Origin of the sequence: Paenibacillus sp. FSL P2-0121, assembly GCF_037975345.1 — a bacterium.
Lineage (GTDB): Bacteria > Bacillota > Bacilli > Paenibacillales > Paenibacillaceae > Paenibacillus_AQ > Paenibacillus_AQ odorifer.
In genome coordinates, this window is the sequence record NZ_CP150245.1 from 6336675 (window position 1) to 6354643 (window position 17969).

The 17969-nt window shown below is 45.1% G+C and carries 17 protein-coding genes and 1 other annotated feature; all 17 genes read right to left on the reverse strand.

The window, feature by feature from the left end; translation table 11 throughout:
• Positions 1-41: 41 nt before the first annotated feature.
• Positions 42-2120, reverse strand: a complete 2079-nt coding sequence (gene fusA, locus MKY54_RS28095; protein ID WP_036680521.1) for an elongation factor G — start codon at positions 2118-2120, stop codon at positions 42-44.
• A gap of 47 nt (positions 2121-2167) precedes the next feature.
• Positions 2168-2638 carry a 30S ribosomal protein S7 gene (gene rpsG / locus MKY54_RS28100; RefSeq protein WP_036680520.1) on the reverse strand — a complete coding sequence of 157 codons (471 nt, stop codon included), beginning with the start codon at positions 2636-2638 and terminating at the stop codon, positions 2168-2170.
• A gap of 45 nt (positions 2639-2683) precedes the next feature.
• The gene (rpsL, locus tag MKY54_RS28105; protein ID WP_036680518.1) at positions 2684-3103 is read right to left on the reverse strand and encodes a 30S ribosomal protein S12; all 420 of its coding nucleotides are present in this window, start codon (positions 3101-3103) and stop codon (positions 2684-2686) included.
• Between the two features lie 133 nt (positions 3104-3236).
• The gene (locus MKY54_RS28110; RefSeq protein ID WP_038573459.1) at positions 3237-3488 is read right to left on the reverse strand and encodes a ribosomal L7Ae/L30e/S12e/Gadd45 family protein; all 252 of its coding nucleotides are present in this window, start codon (positions 3486-3488) and stop codon (positions 3237-3239) included.
• A gap of 180 nt (positions 3489-3668) precedes the next feature.
• Positions 3669-7280 carry a DNA-directed RNA polymerase subunit beta' gene (gene rpoC, locus MKY54_RS28115; RefSeq protein ID WP_076130019.1) on the reverse strand — a complete coding sequence of 1204 codons (3612 nt, stop codon included), beginning with the start codon at positions 7278-7280 and terminating at the stop codon, positions 3669-3671.
• A gap of 116 nt (positions 7281-7396) precedes the next feature.
• A complete protein-coding gene (gene rpoB, locus MKY54_RS28120) occupies positions 7397-10942 on the reverse strand; it encodes a DNA-directed RNA polymerase subunit beta (protein WP_038573461.1) in 3546 nt (1181 codons plus the stop codon).
• A 422-nt stretch (positions 10943-11364) separates the two neighbouring features.
• Entirely contained in the window at positions 11365-11964 is a 600-nt protein-coding gene (locus MKY54_RS28125; protein ID WP_076186625.1) for a class I SAM-dependent methyltransferase, read from the reverse strand.
• Positions 11965-12075: 111 nt separating this feature from the next.
• Positions 12076-12435, reverse strand: coding sequence for a 50S ribosomal protein L7/L12 (rplL, locus tag MKY54_RS28130; RefSeq protein ID WP_036680508.1), 360 nt, complete (start codon positions 12433-12435; stop codon positions 12076-12078).
• A 65-nt stretch (positions 12436-12500) separates the two neighbouring features.
• The gene (gene rplJ / locus MKY54_RS28135) at positions 12501-13004 is read right to left on the reverse strand and encodes a 50S ribosomal protein L10 (protein ID WP_076099619.1); all 504 of its coding nucleotides are present in this window, start codon (positions 13002-13004) and stop codon (positions 12501-12503) included.
• A 64-nt stretch (positions 13005-13068) separates the two neighbouring features.
• Positions 13069-13221 (reverse strand) — a sequence feature (ribosomal protein L10 leader region).
• Positions 13222-13288: 67 nt separating this feature from the next.
• Positions 13289-13981, reverse strand: a complete 693-nt coding sequence (rplA, locus tag MKY54_RS28140; RefSeq protein WP_036680504.1) for a 50S ribosomal protein L1 — start codon at positions 13979-13981, stop codon at positions 13289-13291.
• A gap of 82 nt (positions 13982-14063) precedes the next feature.
• Positions 14064-14489 (reverse strand): 50S ribosomal protein L11, encoded by a 426-nt coding sequence (rplK, locus tag MKY54_RS28145; RefSeq protein ID WP_036680502.1) that lies wholly within the window; start codon positions 14487-14489, stop codon positions 14064-14066.
• 74 nt (positions 14490-14563) lie between these two features.
• On the reverse strand, positions 14564-15097 hold the full coding sequence (nusG, locus tag MKY54_RS28150; protein WP_036680499.1) for a transcription termination/antitermination protein NusG: 534 nt from the start codon (positions 15095-15097) through the stop codon (positions 14564-14566).
• A 21-nt stretch (positions 15098-15118) separates the two neighbouring features.
• Entirely contained in the window at positions 15119-15310 is a 192-nt protein-coding gene (secE, locus tag MKY54_RS28155; protein WP_036680497.1) for a preprotein translocase subunit SecE, read from the reverse strand.
• A gap of 20 nt (positions 15311-15330) precedes the next feature.
• Positions 15331-15480, reverse strand: coding sequence for a 50S ribosomal protein L33 (rpmG, locus tag MKY54_RS28160; RefSeq protein WP_076099620.1), 150 nt, complete (start codon positions 15478-15480; stop codon positions 15331-15333).
• A 391-nt stretch (positions 15481-15871) separates the two neighbouring features.
• Positions 15872-16516 (reverse strand): RNA polymerase sporulation sigma factor SigH, encoded by a 645-nt coding sequence (sigH, locus tag MKY54_RS28165; RefSeq protein WP_036680496.1) that lies wholly within the window; start codon positions 16514-16516, stop codon positions 15872-15874.
• Between the two features lie 158 nt (positions 16517-16674).
• Positions 16675-17196, reverse strand: a complete 522-nt coding sequence (locus MKY54_RS28170) for an NYN domain-containing protein (protein ID WP_036680494.1) — start codon at positions 17194-17196, stop codon at positions 16675-16677.
• Between the two features lie 2 nt (positions 17197-17198).
• Positions 17199-17963 carry a 23S rRNA (guanosine(2251)-2'-O)-methyltransferase RlmB gene (gene rlmB, locus MKY54_RS28175; protein ID WP_076105935.1) on the reverse strand — a complete coding sequence of 255 codons (765 nt, stop codon included), beginning with the start codon at positions 17961-17963 and terminating at the stop codon, positions 17199-17201.
• Positions 17964-17969 lie beyond the last annotated feature (6 nt).

The following is a 17969-nucleotide window of genomic DNA, read 5'->3' on the forward strand; positions in this document are numbered from 1 at the left end:
ACTGAGTGTTTATACCCGGGACGGCAAGTTAAAACTGGTAATTATTCAGCGCCTTTGTTCTTTGCAGCGATCTCTTCCGCAATGGATTTAGGAACTTCTTCATAGTGAGAAAGCTCCATTGAGAATACGCCACGTCCTTGTGTACCAGAACGAAGTGTTGTAGAGTATCCGAACATTTCGGAAAGAGGCACCTTAGCACGGATAATTTGCGCTCCACCACGGGAATCCATACCTTCGATACGGCCACGGCGGGAGTTCAGCATACCCATTACATCACCCATATATTCCTCAGGAACAGTTACTTCTACTTTCATGATTGGCTCAAGCAGGACAGGCTTACACTTGTCTTTAGCTGCTTTGAGTGCCATCGAACCGGCAATTTTAAATGCCATTTCGTTGGAATCGACATCATGATAAGAACCATCTACGATGGTAGCTTTAACGTCTACTAGCGGGAAGCCAGCAAGTACGCCGTTTTTCATTTGTTCTTCAATACCCGCAAGTGCAGGAGCGATGTACTCTCTAGGAACCGAGCCACCAACAACTTTACTTTCGAATTTGCTACCAGTACCTGGTTCGAGGGGTTCAAATTCAACCCATACGTGACCGTATTGACCACGACCACCAGATTGGCGTACAAATTTACCTTCGACGCGAGCAGGTGCCTTGAACGTTTCGCGGTAAGCTACCTGTGGTTTACCCACATTAGTTTCTACTTTGAACTCACGACGCATACGGTCGATGATGATGTCCAAGTGAAGTTCACCCATACCAGCCAGGATTGTTTGGCCTGTTTCTTCATCAGTGTGAGCACGAAGAGTTGGATCCTCTTCAGTCAACTTTCCGAGAGCAACGCCCATTTTATCTTGGTCAGCTTTAGTTTTTGGTTCAACAGCGATCTCGATAACTGGATCAGGGAAGTTCATTGATTCCAGAATTACTGGATTCTTCTCATCACACAGTGTATCACCTGTACTGGTATCTTTCAAACCAACAGCAGCTGCGATGTCGCCAGAATACACGATGGAAATTTCTTGACGGCTGTTCGCATGCATTTGAAGGATACGACCAATACGTTCACGCTTGTTCTTAGTTGCATTAACTACGTATGATCCGGACTCAAGTACGCCTGAGTAAACACGGAAGAACGTAAGTTTACCAACATAAGGGTCTGTCATGATTTTAAATGCCAAAGCTGCAAACGGCTCTTCATCCGAAGAGTGACGAACAGCTTCTGTACCGTCATCAAGATGTCCAGTGATAGCTGGAACGTCAAGAGGAGATGGCAAGTAATCAACAACAGCATCCAGCATAAGCTGAATCCCTTTGTTTCGGTAGGAAGATCCAGCAATTACAGGGAACAATTTAACTTCAACTACGCCTTTGCGAATTGCAGCTTTAATTTCCGGAATTGTAATTTCTTCGCCTTCCAAATACTTCATAGTCAGATCCTCATCAAGTTCAGCAACTTTCTCGATCAACTCGAGACGCAGCTCCTCAACTTTGGCCAAATATTCTTCCGGAATATCCGTTACTTCGATGTTTTGGCCCAGATCATCTCTGAACATGTGTGCTTTTTGCTCAACTAAGTCGATAATACCAGTGAAATCACTTTCTGCACCAATTGGCAATTGAATAGCAACTGCATTGGCTTGAAGGCGATCACGCATAGTTTCGATTACGTTAAGGAAATCCGCACCGATAATGTCCATTTTGTTTACATATGCAATCCGGGGAACGTTATAACGGTCAGCCTGTCTCCATACGGTTTCAGACTGAGGCTCAACGCCCTCTTTTGCACTAAATACACCAACTGCCCCATCCAATACACGCAGGGAACGTTCAACTTCAACAGTGAAGTCAACGTGTCCTGGGGTATCAATGATATTGATGCGGTGACCTTTCCACGCAGCAGTCGTAGCAGCGGACGTAATCGTGATTCCGCGCTCTTGTTCTTGCTCCATCCAGTCCATTGTAGCAGCACCCTCGTGAACTTCACCGATTTTGTGCGTACGGCCTGTATAGAAAAGAATCCGCTCTGTGGTAGTTGTTTTACCAGCATCAATATGCGCCATGATCCCGATGTTACGTGTATTTTTTAAGGAGAACTCTCTAGCCATGAAATGGATCTCCCTTCAAAATATAAGTTATTTGAATGACCTTTATCCTACCAACGGTAGTGAGCGAACGCTTTGTTTGCTTCAGCCATTTTGTGTGTATCTTCACGTTTCTTAACAGAAGCGCCTGTGTTGTTGGAAGCGTCGATGATCTCAGCCGCCAAACGCTCTTCCATAGTCTTCTCACCGCGGTTGCGAGAGTAGTTTACGAGCCAACGTAATCCCAGAGCAGTACGTCTCTCTGGTTTAACCTCGATAGGTACTTGATAGTTAGCACCACCGACACGACGAGCTTTGACTTCCAAAACCGGCATGATATTCTTGATGGCAGCTTCGAAAACTTCCATCGGATCTTTACCCGTACGTTCTTCAATCAATTTGAATGAATTGTACAGAATGCTTTGAGCGACACCTCTTTTACCACCCAGCATAATGCGGTTAATCAAACGAGTAACCAACTTGCTATTATACAACGGATCTGGCAATACGTCTCTCTTTGTAACTGGACCTTTGCGTGGCATGGATATCCCCCTTTCTTAAATGTTTATTATTCAGATATTGTTATCTTACTTCTTAGCTTTAGGACGTTTTGCACCGTATTTAGAACGAGCTTGCATCCGGTTAGCTACACCTGCTGTATCCAAAGCACCACGAACGATATGGTAACGAACCCCTGCAAGGTCCTTTACTTTACCTCCGCGAAGTAATACAACACTGTGCTCTTGTAAGTTATGTCCGATACCCGGGATATAAGCTGTTACCTCGAGACGGTTCGTCAAACGAACACGGGCATATTTACGAAGCGCTGAGTTTGGTTTACGTGGAGTCATTGTGCCTACACGAGTGCACACACCGCGTTTTTGCGGAGCGCTCAAATTTGTAGCCTCACGCTTGAGGGCGTTATACCCTTTTTGAAGAGCGGGAGATTTAGATTTTTCGATTTTGGCTTGACGGCCTTTACGAACCAATTGGTTAATTGTTGGCATGTTGTTGCCACCCCCTTCCTGAAATGATAGTCGATTTAAGAACTCTAAGCCCACAGACCCAGGCGGTTCATAAAAAGACAAATGAAAAGTTCTTGCCGCTGGTGTTCACCCCAGTACAAAAACATTTCTGTAGCTATTGTTTTAAGACGGCTGCCATCGCAGCGCCAACTTCTATTCCGCAGGCCTTGCCCAAATTCAGCATCGTATCCACATATGTGATCTTAACACCTTGTTTGTTACAAAGCAAAACTATCCTGGAAGTAAGCCTTTGATCTCCGTCCTCTGCCACATAGACTTCTGCGGCTAGGCCCAACTCTACCGCCTTGACGGTTTGTTTGGTACCGATCTTGACCTGAGCATCCTGTAGTCCTCTATCATCAGTCATTCTCTTTACCTCCAATGAACAAGGATAACATGGCTACTCACGCACCTTAGACATTTTAGCATTATCAATAGATGGTGTCAAGAAATTCAGCAACAATTTTTATAGAAATTATACACAGCAGAACACTCATGCCACACCTATGAGTAGGTATGACATGAGCACACTACCATGATTGCTAATTTATTCAGCAGGAACCGTCTCTAAAGATTCAAGTTCGCTTTCTGCATTTGGATCACTTAGCTTAACGTTACGGTAACGGTTCATCCCAGTACCTGCAGGAATCAACTTACCGATAATAACATTTTCTTTAAGTCCAAGCAACTTATCTACTTTACCTTTGATAGCAGCGTCTGTTAGGACACGAGTAGTTTCTTGGAATGATGCAGCTGACAAGAAGGAATCCGTTTCAAGAGACGCCTTGGTAATACCGAGCAAGACTGGTTTAGCAACAGCAGGCTCTTTACCAGACAAGATAGCTTCCTTGTTAGCACCTTCGTACTCATGAATATCCGCAAATGCACCTGGCAACAGACTTGTGTCACCTGCGTCAATGATACGGATCTTCCGAAGCATTTGCTTGATCATAACTTCAATGTGCTTATCATTGATCTCAACGCCTTGGTTACGGTATACACGCTGTACTTCTTGCAGAATGTAGTTTTGTACCCCACGGATCCCTTTGATACGCAGCATTTCTTTAGGGTCAATCGAACCGTCTGTCAGCTCATCGCCGGCTTCTATTTCTTGGCCTTCGCTAACACGTAGACGTGAACCATAAGTAATGGAATAAGTCTTGGATTCTGCTTCACCTTGAACCTCGATTTCGCGACGGTCTTTGGTTTCACGGATTTCCTTAATTACGCCATCGATCTCACTGATTGTAGCTTGACCTTTAGGGTTACGAGCTTCAAACAACTCCTGAATACGCGGCAAACCTTGAGTGATGTCATCACCGGCAACACCGCCGGTATGGAACGTACGCATTGTAAGCTGGGTTCCTGGTTCACCGATAGATTGTGCGGCAATAATACCAACTGCTTCACCAATCTCAACGTGTTTACCAGTTGCCAAGTTACGTCCGTAACATTTCTTACAAACACCATGACGGGCACGGCAGCTCAGTACAGAACGAATTTGCAGCTTAGTTACACCTGCGTTTACAATTGCCTCCGCTTTATCGGAGTCAATCAAATCATTGCGGTGAACAATGATTTCGCCTGTTTCTGGGTGACGAACAGTTTCGAAGCAGTAACGACCTTCAATACGGTCATACAGATCTTCGATAACTTCTTTACCATCCTGAATACGACTAACTGTGAAGCCTTTATCGGTTCCACAATCTTCTTCACGGACAATAACGTCCTGGGCAACGTCAACAAGACGACGAGTCAGATACCCTGAGTCAGCGGTACGAAGTGCGGTATCGGCAAGACCTTTACGCGCTCCGTGAGTGGAGATAAAGTACTCCAAGACGGTAAGACCTTCACGGAAGTTCGCCTTGATTGGCAATTCGAAAATCCGACCTGAAGGTGTTGCCATCAGACCACGCATACCACCCAGCTGAGTGATCTGCGATTTGTTACCACGCGCTTTAGAGTCAACCATGAGCATGATAGAGTTGAAACGGTCCATCGACTTAAGCAGGATGTTCGTAAGATCATCCTTAGTCTTCGACCAGATCTCAATAACACGGTCATACCGTTCGTCATTGGTGATCAAACCACGGCGATATTGGTTAGCAACCACATCAACCTTAGCTTCAGATTCTTTCAGGATGGTAACTTTCTCCTCAGGAACAATAACGTCCGACACGGCAACTGTAACACCAGAACGTGTGGAGTAAGTGAATCCGAGTTGTTTGATTTTATCCAAAATCATAGAAGTTTTGGTTGTGTGATAAGTTTCAAAACAACGAGCAATAATCAGACCCAGATATTCTTTACCTACAGCACTGGCTTCTGGAGCGGATTCAATCAGCTCGCGAATGTTCGCGCCTTTTTCGTAGATAAAGTATTTCTCTGGTGTGCCGTGCAGCAAGTTAGTTTTGGTTGCTTCGTTGATATAAGGGAAACTACTTGGGTAGATTTCATTAAAAATGATCTTACCGACCGTAGTAATCAACATTGCATTTTGTTGTTCTTCCGTAAAGCATGTTTTGCCAAGTGCTTTAGCCGGAATAGCAACACGAGCATGAAGTCCTGCAGTTCCGCGTTGGTAAGCTGATACAGCTTCGTTAACGGTACGCAGAATCATACCACTACCCTTTTCTTCCTTGTTATCCATGGTCAAGTAGAAAGTACCAAGGACCATATCCTGGGAAGGTGTTACAACTGGCTTACCGTCTTTAGGGTTCAAGATATTACCAGATGCAAGCATAAGAATGCGTGCTTCCGCTTGAGCTTCTGCAGACAGAGGAACGTGCACCGCCATTTGGTCACCGTCAAAGTCGGCATTGTACGCCGTACATACGAGTGGGTGAAGACGAATAGCGTGACCTTCCACCAAAATCGGTTCAAATGCTTGAATACCGAGACGGTGAAGTGTTGGTGCGCGGTTTAGAAGTACTGGGTGTTCTCTAATTACTTCTTCGAGTACATCCCAAACTTCAGGACTTACGCGTTCAACTTTACGTTTCGCGCTCTTTATGTTGTGGGCAAGGCCCTTATTAACCAATTCTTTCATAACAAAAGGCTTGAACAATTCTAACGCCATTTTCTTAGGAAGTCCGCACTGATACATCTTGAGGTACGGTCCTACTACGATAACGGAACGTCCAGAGTAGTCAACCCGTTTACCGAGCAAGTTCTGGCGGAAACGTCCTTGTTTACCTTTCAGCATATGGCTGAGCGATTTAAGCGGACGGTTACCAGGACCGGTTACCGGACGTCCCCGACGGCCGTTATCGATGAGAGCATCGACAGCTTCCTGGAGCATCCGTTTTTCGTTCTGCACGATAATGTCAGGAGCACCGAGATCAAGCAGTCTTTTCAGACGGTTGTTCCGGTTAATAACACGGCGATAGAGATCATTCAAATCAGACGTAGCAAAACGGCCACCATCCAACTGAACCATCGGACGAAGCTCCGGAGGAATAACCGGAAGAACATCCATGATCATCCAATCAGGCTTGTTGCCGGAGTTACGGAACGCTTCAATGACTTCCAGACGTTTGATCGCCCGGTTACGGCGTTGGCCTTGGGCCGTACGCAGTTCTTCTTTGAGGAATTCCAGCTCTTTATCAATGTCGATATCTTGAAGAAGCTTTTTAACAGCTTCAGCACCCATGCCGGCTTGGAAACCATAACCGTATTTTTCACGGTAGCTACGATATTCTTTCTCGGACAGAAGTTGTTTCTTTTCCAGTGGAGTTTCACCTGGATCCGTTACAACATAAGATGCGAAATAGATAATTTCTTCAAGTGATCTTGGAGACATATCTAGTGCAAGCCCCATGCGGCTTGGGATACCCTTGAAATACCAGATATGAGATACCGGAGCGGCCAATTCAATGTGACCCATACGTTCACGACGAACTTTAGCACGGGTAACCTCAACGCCACAACGGTCGCAGACTACGCCCTTATAACGGACACGTTTGTATTTACCGCAATGACATTCCCAGTCTTTTTGTGGTCCAAAGATACGCTCACAGAAAAGACCCTCTTTTTCCGGTTTCAACGTACGATAGTTAATGGTTTCCGGTTTCTTAACTTCTCCGCGGGACCATGAACGAATCTTCTCCGGAGAAGCGAGTCCGATTTTCATAAATTCAAAATTGTTAACGTCCAACAAGGAGCAACCCTCCTTAACCTAATCCTGATTTAGTACCGCTTTGCCCTCTTCTGACTGTTACATCAAAAGAGGGCGTGCGGTCCTTTATAAAATGGAACACTTAAGCTCCAGCTTGATTATTCTACTCCGACTTCTGAACCTTCTAAATTGAGGCTTAGTTTGTCGCCTGACGTCTCGTCCTCATCGTCCAATTCTCTCATTTCAATTTCCTGCTCGTCACCGCTAAGAATCTTAACATCCATACCCAGGGACTGCAGTTCTTTGATCAATACCTTGAACGACTCAGGAACACCTGGTTCCGGTACATTTTCACCTTTGACAATAGATTCGTACGTCTTCACGCGACCAACTACGTCATCGGATTTCACGGTCAAAATTTCTTGCAATGTATATGCAGCACCGTAAGCTTCAAGCGCCCACACTTCCATCTCCCCGAAACGCTGTCCACCAAATTGAGCTTTACCACCCAATGGTTGCTGCGTAACTAGTGAGTAAGGTCCTGTTGAACGGGCGTGAATCTTATCATCAACCATGTGCGCCAGTTTGATCATGTGCATGACACCAACAGTAACTTCACGTTCGAAGCGTTCACCTGTACGGCCATCATACAGCACGGTTTTACCATTACGCTGCATACCTGCTTCTTCCATCGTATCAAACACGTCGTACTCACGCGCTCCGTCGAATACCGGCGTTGCAATGTGAATTCCCAGACGCAATGCGGCCATACCAATATGGACCTCAAGCACCTGTCCGATGTTCATACGAGAAGGAACGCCCAGAGGGTTAAGAACAACCTGTACTGGCGTACCGTCCGGAAGGAACGGCATATCTTCTTCTGGCAGGATACGGGCAACGACACCCTTGTTACCGTGACGTCCGGCCATCTTGTCTCCCTCAGAGATCTTACGTTTCTGAGCGATGTAGACACGTACCAATTGATTTACACCAGGAGGCAGCTCATCGCCGTTCTCACGTGTAAAGACTTTAACGTCCACGATAATACCATCACTACCATGAGGAACGCGTAAAGAGGTATCCCGTACTTCACGAGCTTTCTCACCAAAGATAGCGTGCAGGAGACGTTCTTCTGCTGTCAGTTCAGTTACACCCTTAGGAGTAACCTTACCCACCAGAATGTCACCAGCGCTGATTTCCGCACCGATGCGGATGATTCCGCGCTCATCAAGATTGCGCAGAGCTTCTTCGCCGACGTTCGGAATATCGCGCGTAATTTCTTCAGGTCCCAATTTAGTGTCGCGAGCTTCAGATTCGTATTCTTCGATATGAATCGAAGTATATACATCTTCCTTAACCAGCTTTTCACTTAACAGGATCGCATCCTCGTAGTTGTAACCTTCCCAAGTCATGAACGCAACGACTACGTTACGACCAAGAGCAAGTTCGCCCATTTCTGTGGAAGGACCGTCTGCCAGGATATCACCCTTCTTAACAATGTCCCCTCTTTTAGCTAGAGGACGTTGGTTAATACAGGTACCTTGGTTAGAACGCATAAATTTGTGTAATTTATATTTAACGATATCGCCTTTAACTTCCTTGCCTTCGACAGTCTCAACGCGACGCAGCCAAATTTCATTAGCTGAAGAACGTTCGATAATACCGTCATACTTGGAAACGATACATACGCCAGAATCCTTAGCGGATTTATGTTCCATCCCTGTTCCGACCAGTGGAGCTTTTGGAATCAGAAGCGGAACAGCTTGACGTTGCATGTTAGATCCCATCAGTGCGCGGTTGGAGTCATCGTTCTCAAGGAACGGAATGAGCGCCGTAGCGACAGATACAACCTGTTTAGGCGAAACGTCCATGTAATCGACACGATTACTTGGCATCGTTGTAATGTTGTCTGAGTCTTTGTTGTAACGAACGATTACCATGTCTTCTTTAAAGGTGCCATCTTCTTCGATCAACACGTTAGCCTGAGCAACTACATAATTATCTTCCTCATCAGCAGTCAGATAGTCAATTTGCTCAGTCACCTTACCAGTCTTCGGATCCACCCAACGATACGGAGCTTCAATAAAGCCGTATTCATTGATGCGGGCAAAGGTAGACAAGGAGTTGATCAACCCGATGTTTGGACCTTCCGGCGTTTCAATTGGACACATCCGACCGTAGTGACTGTGATGGACGTCACGAACTTCAAAGCCCGCGCGTTCACGTGTCAAACCACCAGGTCCGAGGGCGGACAGACGACGTTTATGCGTAAGTTCCGCAAGCGGGTTCGTCTGATCCATAAATTGAGACAGCTGGGAGCTACCGAAGAACTCTTTAATAGACGCGATGACCGGACGAATATTGATCAGAGCCTGAGGCGTAATCGCATTAGCATCCTGAATCGACATTCTTTCACGTACAACACGTTCCATCCGGGACAAACCGATACGGAACTGATTCTGCAAGAGTTCACCTACAGAACGCAGACGACGGTTACCCAAGTGGTCAATATCATCGGTATTGCCAATTCCGTGAAGCAAATTAATAAAGTAGCTGATTGAGGATATAATATCAGCTTGAGTAATATGCTTAACAGATTTGTCGATATTGCCGTTAGCGATCAGCTTAATAACCCGGCCTTCTTCAATTGGCGAGAATACGTCAATTGTTTGAAGAGGAATATCTTCGCTGTCCATAACTCCACCAGTAACACGGTAGTTTTTAAAGGCAACATTCTTTTCGAAATATGGAATCAATTCATCAAGCAGTCTACGATCGACCATTTGGCCGGATTCTGCCAGGATTTCTCCAGTAGAGTCGTCAACCAAAGGCTGAGCAAGACGTTGATTGAAAAGACGGTTCTTAATGTGTAGCTTTTTATTGATTTTGTAACGGCCTACATTAGCTAGGTCGTAGCGTTTTGGATCAAAGAAACGCGCAACCAGCAAACTTTTGGCATTGTCTAGTGTCGGCGGTTCGCCCGGACGCAAACGCTCATAAATTTCAATAAGCGCCTTCTCCGTGGAGTCCGTGTTGTCTTTATCCAGCGTATTGCGAATATATTCATCATTGCCAAGCAATTCCAGAATTTCGGCATCACTACCGAAACCGAGAGCACGCAAAAGTACGGTAACAGGAATTTTACGAGTCCGATCGATACGAACATACATAATGTCCTTAGCATCGGTTTCAAGTTCCAACCAGGCTCCGCGGTTCGGGATTACTGTGGCGGTGTAGGTTTTTTTGCCGTTCTTATCCACTTTTGTGCTGAAATAGACGCTTGGAGAGCGAACCAACTGGCTGACAATAACCCGTTCCGCACCATTAATAATAAAAGTGCCGGTCTCCGTCATCAGCGGGAAATCTCCCATGAACACTTCCTGCTCTTTAACCTCACCGGTCTCTTTATTAATGAGCCGCACCTTTACACGCAGAGGAGCCGCATACGTTACGTCCCGCTCTTTAGCGTCGTCAACCGTATATTTCGGTTCACCCAGGCTGTAATCAATGAACTCTAGTACCAAATTACCTGTGAAATCCTGGATCGGCGAGATGTCCTGAAACATTTCCCGCAATCCTTCCTCCAAAAACCAATCATAAGATTTTTGTTGGATCTCGATCAGGTTCGGGACCTCGAGTACCTCGTTAATTCTCGCATAGCTCCGCCGAGTGCGTCGACCATACTGAACAAGATGTCCTGCCAACTTTACTCACCCCTCATGTCTACTCACTTAAAAATTGATTGCGAACCCTTGTTTGGAACCGTATAATGGAACCATACTACAAGGATTCAGTCATAAATAAAAGAAAAGCCCTTATCGAAATCTTCGAAAAAAGAGCGCATTTATCCATGACCAAAATACTCCTTATCAAGTAGATTTGCCCAAAACGTACATATTATACGTCACCAAGCAATAGTTTATGCGCTATTATCTATTACCACGCAGCATTTGCTACGTTAGAGCATAGACAACCAACTCGCAAAAACTTGCCGTGCGGCATGCGCTAGCCGGGCGACAATATATTGCTTGACATTTCAGCAAACTAAAGACATGGAGCCTATCTTAATACTGACATTTTATAATAATACCATTATCACTATCACATGTCAATAACCTATTGTATTTTATTTTTGCGCTTTAATAATACGATAGCCTTTGTCTTTCCCCACTTCTTCCACCATTGAGAACAAGCTTTCTAGTTTTGCCACTGCGGATGGAGCGCCCTGCTTCTTCTGAATCACAATCCACAGATAGCCACCCTCATTTAAATGTTCATACGCATCTTCAAAAATCTTATGCACTACAGCTTTTCCTGCACGAATCGGAGGATTAGTTAGAATCACATCGAACTTCTGCTGCTCATTCAATGCGCCGAGCACATCGCTTTCCATTATCGTAACATTCCGGATTCCATTGTGCTGAGCATTCTCACGCGCCAGTTCTACCGCACGACTGTTAATATCAATCATGGTTACATGTCCTTTGGGAGCTAGGTATGCTGCACTTAATCCAATCGGCCCATAACCACAACCTACATCAAGCACCGCTGAACCGTCCGGAATTATCATAGCTTCAATAAGAACTCGGCTACCGTAATCGATGTCCCCTTTAGAGAATACACCGGCATCGCTCGTAAAACGAAAGCTTTTGCCTCTTAGTACGGTATCAATGCTACGTCTGTCATGACGTACTTCCGGCTGCTGCGAATAATAATGTTGCGACATCTCTTTCCTCCCTTTCCTATTATGTTAGCAGTTGGTATATACGCCCTACTAACTCTATTTATAAAACAAACCCCTTGAACAAGTTCAAGGGGTTTTCAGTAATAGAAGGAATTACTTCACTTCTACAGCTGCGCCTGCTTCTTCCAATTTTGCTTTAGTAGCTTCGGCTTCGTCTTTGCTTACTTTTTCTTTGATTGCTTTTGGTGCGTTGTCTACAAGATCTTTAGCTTCTTTCAAGCCAAGACCAGTGATTTCGCGAACGATTTTGATAACGTTGATTTTGGAAGCGCCAGCGCCTGTCAAAATTACGTCAAATTCGGATTGCTCTTCAGCTACTGCTGCTACTGCACCGCCAGCTGCTACTGGAGCTGCTGCAGTTACGCCGAATTCTTCTTCAATTGCTTTAACCAGGTCGTTCAGTTCCAATACGCTCATGCCTTTAATTGCTTCCAAGATTGCTTCTTTACTCATGATTGAACCTCCATTTTATATTTAAATTTATTTGTGGTATTGATTATGCTGCAAGAGTCAAAGGCTTACGCGCTTTGTTCTTCTTTTTCAGCAACAGCTTTAACTGCAAGCGCGAAGTTGCGCATTGGAGCTTGAAGTACGCTAAGCAGCATGGACAGCAAACCATCGCGGGATGGAAGCTCAGCCAGTGCTTTCAGTTGTTCCGCGTCAATGACACGACCTTCAACTACGCCGCCTTTCAATTTCAAAGCGTCGTTTTTCTTGGCGAAATCGTTCAAAATTTTAGCTGGTGCTACTGCATCAGTTGTGCTGAATGCGATAGCTGTTGGACCAGTCAAAACTTCATCCAATTCACTCAACTCAGCCGCAGCAGTTGCGCGACGCAGCAATGTGTTCTTCAGGACTTGAAACTCAACGCCAGCTTCACGAAGTTGCTTACGCAGTTCAGTCACTTGGGAAACGTTCAATCCACGGTAGTCAGCTACAACAGTCGAAAGACTGTTTTGCAGTTTTGCAGTAACGACGTCAACCGCGTCTTGTTTTGCTTGAATTACTTTTGCATTTGCCAATGTATACACCTCCTGAAAATTTATGTGTCGGCGTTCTTTCCAAGGAAAGCTTCACCGCTCCTACGCAGGCAGTAGAAAAGCCTCCGCAGAATCACGAAGGCTTGATAAAACGAAAGTTATACGAGCGAGCTCGTTACTTCTTGTTTCTATCACAACACCTCGGTAGGAAATTAAGCACTAAGGCACCTACTGTCTACGGTAAGCATATTCAAGGTTAAGATTGATACCTTAAGTTTCACAACTGTTATAGATTATCAAAATTGACTCAAAGAGTCAACCCTTAATTATCTGAAGACGGTTGTGTTCACACGAGCGCTAGGTCCCATTGTGGAAGAAATCGAGATGCCTTTAAGGTATACACCTTTAGCAGCAGCTGGTTTCGCACGGTTCAAAGCGTCGATAAGAGCTTTAAGGTTATCGTTCAATTGTGCAGCATCAAAGGACACTTTGCCGATTGGCGCGTGAATTTGACCTGCTTTGTCGAGACGGTATTCGATTTTACCGGCTTTGATTTCTTGCACAGCCTTGGAAACATCGAATGTAACTGTGCCAGCTTTAGGGTTAGGCATAAGACCTTTACCACCAAGCAGACGACCCAGTTTACCGACTTCACTCATCATATCAGGTGTAGCTACGCAGACATCAAATTCAAACCAGCCTTGTTGAATTTTGTTGATCATGTCTTGATCACCAACAAAATCAGCGCCAGCAGCTTCAGCCTCTTTCGCTTTTTCACCTTTTGCAAATACAAGCACGCGTTGTGTTTTACCAGTGCCGTGAGGCAGGACAACAACACCACGAACTGCTTGGTCTTGTTTACGTGGGTCTACACCCAGACGAACTGCTGCTTCAACGGTTTCGTCGAACTTAGCAGTCGCTGCCTTTTTCACAAGCTCTACAGCTTCTGAAGGCTCGTAAGTTGCTTCGCTGTTGATCAGCTTAGCAGCTTCTTGGTATTTCTTACCATGTTTAGCCATGAAAATGTTCCTCCTTTGTGGTGTTAGCGGAAATTCCTCCCACATACTTGCGGGTCACGAATGACCGATTCTTCGAAAACTACTAGTCTTCGATTGTGATACCCATACTGCGGGCAGTACCTTCAACCATACGCATTGCAGCTTCAACAGTTGCAGCGTTAAGGTCAGGCATTTTTGTTTCAGCAATTTCACGTACCGCAGCGCGGCCGATTTTTGCTACTTTTTTCTTGTTTGGTTCGCCGGATCCTTTTTCTACTTTAGCAGCGATGCGAAGCAGAACAGCAGCCGGAGGAGTTTTAGTGATGAAAGTAAAGGAACGGTCTTCAAATACTGTAATTTCAACCGGAATGATCAAGCCAGCCTGGTCGGCAGTACGAGCATTAAATTCCTTACAGAATGCCATGATGTTGACACCTGCTTGACCTAACGCCGGACCTACTGGAGGCGCTGGATTCGCTTTCCCTGCAGGAATCTGCAGTTTCACCATTTTAATAACTTTTTTAGCCATGAGTGACACCTCCTTGCAAAAATAGTGGTCTTCGAACGCCAATAGCGCTCTCCCACAAGAAACCCTAGCTTATGTTATATTTTCTCCACTTGAGTGAAATCCAACTCTAGCGGGGTTTCCCGTCCAAACATGTTAACATGCACTTTGATCTTGCTCTTGTCAGCCAAAATTTCTTCCACGGAGCCCACAAAATTCGCAAACGGACCAACCATAATACGTACGGATTCCTTGATTTCGAAATCAATCTTCGCTTTAGGTTCAACCATGCCCATATGCTTCAGAATTTGTTCTACCTCTTCCGGAAGCAAAGCTGTTGGTTTAGACCCTGAGCCTGTCGAACCAACAAATCCAGTAACGCCCGGAGTATTGCGGACAACATACCAGGAATCATCAGTCTGAACCATTTCCACCAAAACATATCCGGGGTAAACTTTACGCATAACGGTTTTTTTCTTACCGTCTTTGTTTACGATTTCTTCTTCCATAGGAACAAGAACGCGGAATATTTTGTCTTCCATGCCCATGGACTCAACGCGCTTTTCCAAATTGGCTTTGACCTTATTCTCATACCCAGAATAGGTATGAACGACATACCATCTTTTTTCCATATCAAGCCACCTGGGACCTCTCTAAATAATCGCTTCAATCACAGCGGAAATACCGATGTCCAGAACCCAGAAGTAAATAGCGACAACTACAATCGTACCGAGAACGATCAATGTATAGTTGGTCAATTCTTTACGACTTGGCCAGCGAACCTTTTTGAGTTCACTCCAGCTCTCAGTGAAAAAGGAAAACATAGACTTGAAACTACGTTTCATGCCGACTACACCTCCACAGACTATCTGGTTTCGCGATGAGGAGTTTGCGAGTTACAATACTTGCAAAATTTCTTCATCTCCATGCGGTCGGGGTGATTTCGCTTGTTTTTGGTAGTCGCATAGTTTCTTTGTTTGCAACTTGTACAAGCCAAAGTGATAATTACCCGCATGATGTGCACCTCCCGAGACGTCCTTCTAATTCACATTAGAAGACGCAAATATTGATCCTAAAAAAAAGCCGCGAATTTAGGCCTACCTAAAACACTTTAGCATAATGTCAAGGTCTGTGTCAACGAAAGAATTCCGTTCTGCACTGGGTAATTCCGGGTTTAGTAGTCATATGGCCGTACCCTGTCTTTGGGTCTATCTCTTCCTCACACTTCGCTGTCTTCCTTACCATTATGGGGTATTCCGTCTGTGTATAAACCTACCTTCAACGGCAACGACTAAAATCGGCTCAAATAGTAATTTATGGTGCAAGCACCTAATTCTATCCGAGTGATTTCAAAAAGACTAAAAAAAAGAACTCGATGTCCGAGCCCTCTCTTGTTCATTATATCATCAATTGTCACGTACTTCTAGATATCTTTCTAATTTCCTTTTTACTCGTTGTAGAGCGTTATCAATAGACTTTACATGCCGCTTAAGATCTTCAGCAATCTCTTGATAGGATCTTCCGTCTAAATACAACATCAGAACCTTGCGCTCCAAGTCACTTAGAATCTCCGCCATCTTATCTTCAAGACCAATGAATTCTTCTTGATTAATAATTAGCTCTTCTGGATCTAGAACCTGTGTTCCACAAATGACATCCATAAGTGTTCTATCAGAATCTTCGTCATAAATGGGCTTGTCCAAGGAAACATAAGAGTTCAGCGGAATATGTTTCTGACGAGTGGCCGTCTTAATAGCCGTTATAATCTGTCGTGTAATGCAGAGCTCAGCAAAAGCCTTGAATGAAGAGAGCTTGTCACCTTTAAAGTCACGAATAGCCTTGTATAGACCAATCATTCCTTCTTGTACAATATCTTCACGGTCTGCCCCGATCAAGAAATAAGAGCGGGCTTTAGCACGTACAAAGTTACGGTATTTATTAATCAAGTGTTCTAATGCGCCACTGTCGCCACCACGGAAAGCCTCGACAATATCTTCATCACTTATGAAATCATACTCAGACAGCATTATTTCCTTGAGGTCGACACTCACCAAGAATCCCCCCGGCTGCAACGCAAGACACATCGTTACTTCGCGAAATATAGGATCAGTATATATTATGTTACCTTCCACCGTCAACCGGAGTTTGTCCAAAATCAATCTAGAATAGCATAAATTGGAATAAAATATTTCCTGATTCTTCCTCAATCTCACTGTCTGCGCCATTTTTCCAACTTACTGCGCACATCGGGAGGCAGTTTGTCTTCCAAAGAATGACGAGTAGAACTGACACCGCCAGGTTCAATAGCTTTTTTTACTTGTTTCTGATTCTCTTCAATTTCCAGATGCAATTCCCTTGCCGAAATTCGCAATGCACCTTGTGCAAAAATAATATGCTGCTCTATAAAATCACTCGTAGCCACATAGATCTGCCGGCGCCGATTGCTATATTCCCCAACCAGTCGCTCAATGCATTCATCTGCGGTTTCTTTTTCCTTGGTGAAGTACACCTGGACCTTACCCTGGACAAAAGACCTTCCCAACCCCGGAACACGGTATGCATCAAAAACAGCAATAACTCTTCGTCCAGAGAAAGCCTGGTAATCTGCCAGCAAATCCATCAAGCGGTCGCGTGCTTCCTGCATACCAATCTGGGACAGTGCCACAAGTTCCGGCCAGCCACCGATCATGTTATATCCATCCACAAGCAGCACATCGCGCCAGTCGGCCATAGCTATCCCTGCTGTTGCCGGCGGCGTATCACTTCATACATAATGACTCCTGCGGCGACAGAGGCATTTAATGAATTGATCTTTCCGGCCATCGGCAGCTTAAGAAGTACATCACATTTTTCACGAATCAAGCGTCCCATTCCTTTATTCTCATTGCCAATTACAACAGCTACCGGACCCGTGAAAATATCGGATTGGTATAGATTCTGATCGGTATCCACGTCTGTTCCTACTACCCAGACTCCCTGCTCTTTTAGACGGTCAATGGTCTGACCCAGGTTTGTAACCCGGGCAACCGGAACATACTCCACAGCACCCGCGGATGTTTTGGACACGGTCGCAGTTATCTGAGCCGAACGGCGTTTAGGTACGATTACCCCATGTACTCCAGTACAATCCGCCGTCCGTAGAATCGAGCCCAGGTTATGAGGATCTTCAATTTCATCAAGCAATATAAGGAATGCCGGTTCTCCTTTGGCTTCTGCTATAGCTAACAGATCATCCACTTCAACATAGGCAAATGGTGCTGCTTGTGCAACCACCCCTTGATGCTGCACGCCTGGTGCCAGTTGATCCAGCTTACGCTTGTCCACATGCTGAATGACAATTCCCGCTTTCCGGGCTTCGGCAACGATGGGTGCTGTCAGATGCTTCTGGGCTGTCTCTGCAATCCAAATTTTATTTAATGTACGACCAGCACGAAGCGCTTCAAGCACAGAATGCTTCCCTGCCAATATTTCCTCTTCAGTCTTCAATTCTTCTTCCATGTTCAC

Bases quoted from the DNA above. Each gene is read 5' to 3' on its own strand.
- fusA (WP_036680521.1), bottom strand. From the start codon at position 2,120: ATGGCTAGAGAGTTCTCCTTAAAAAATACACGTAACATCGGGATCATG.
- rpsG (WP_036680520.1), bottom strand. From the start codon at position 2,638: ATGCCACGCAAAGGTCCAGTTACAAAGAGAGACGTATTGCCAGATCCG.
- rpsL (WP_036680518.1), bottom strand. From the start codon at position 3,103: ATGCCAACAATTAACCAATTGGTTCGTAAAGGCCGTCAAGCCAAAATC.
- MKY54_RS28110 (WP_038573459.1), bottom strand. From the start codon at position 3,488: ATGACTGATGATAGAGGACTACAGGATGCTCAGGTCAAGATCGGTACC.
- MKY54_RS28125 (WP_076186625.1), bottom strand. From the start codon at position 11,964: ATGTCGCAACATTATTATTCGCAGCAGCCGGAAGTACGTCATGACAGA.
- rplL (WP_036680508.1), bottom strand. From the start codon at position 12,435: ATGAGTAAAGAAGCAATCTTGGAAGCAATTAAAGGCATGAGCGTATTG.
- rplA (WP_036680504.1), bottom strand. From the start codon at position 13,981: ATGGCTAAACATGGTAAGAAATACCAAGAAGCTGCTAAGCTGATCAAC.
- rplK (WP_036680502.1), bottom strand. From the start codon at position 14,489: ATGGCTAAAAAAGTTATTAAAATGGTGAAACTGCAGATTCCTGCAGGG.
- nusG (WP_036680499.1), bottom strand. From the start codon at position 15,097: ATGGAAAAAAGATGGTATGTCGTTCATACCTATTCTGGGTATGAGAAT.
- secE (WP_036680497.1), bottom strand. From the start codon at position 15,310: ATGAAACGTAGTTTCAAGTCTATGTTTTCCTTTTTCACTGAGAGCTGG.
- rpmG (WP_076099620.1), bottom strand. From the start codon at position 15,480: ATGCGGGTAATTATCACTTTGGCTTGTACAAGTTGCAAACAAAGAAAC.
- MKY54_RS28170 (WP_036680494.1), bottom strand. From the start codon at position 17,196: ATGGCCGACTGGCGCGATGTGCTGCTTGTGGATGGATATAACATGATC.
- rlmB (WP_076105935.1), bottom strand. From the start codon at position 17,963: ATGGAAGAAGAATTGAAGACTGAAGAGGAAATATTGGCAGGGAAGCAT.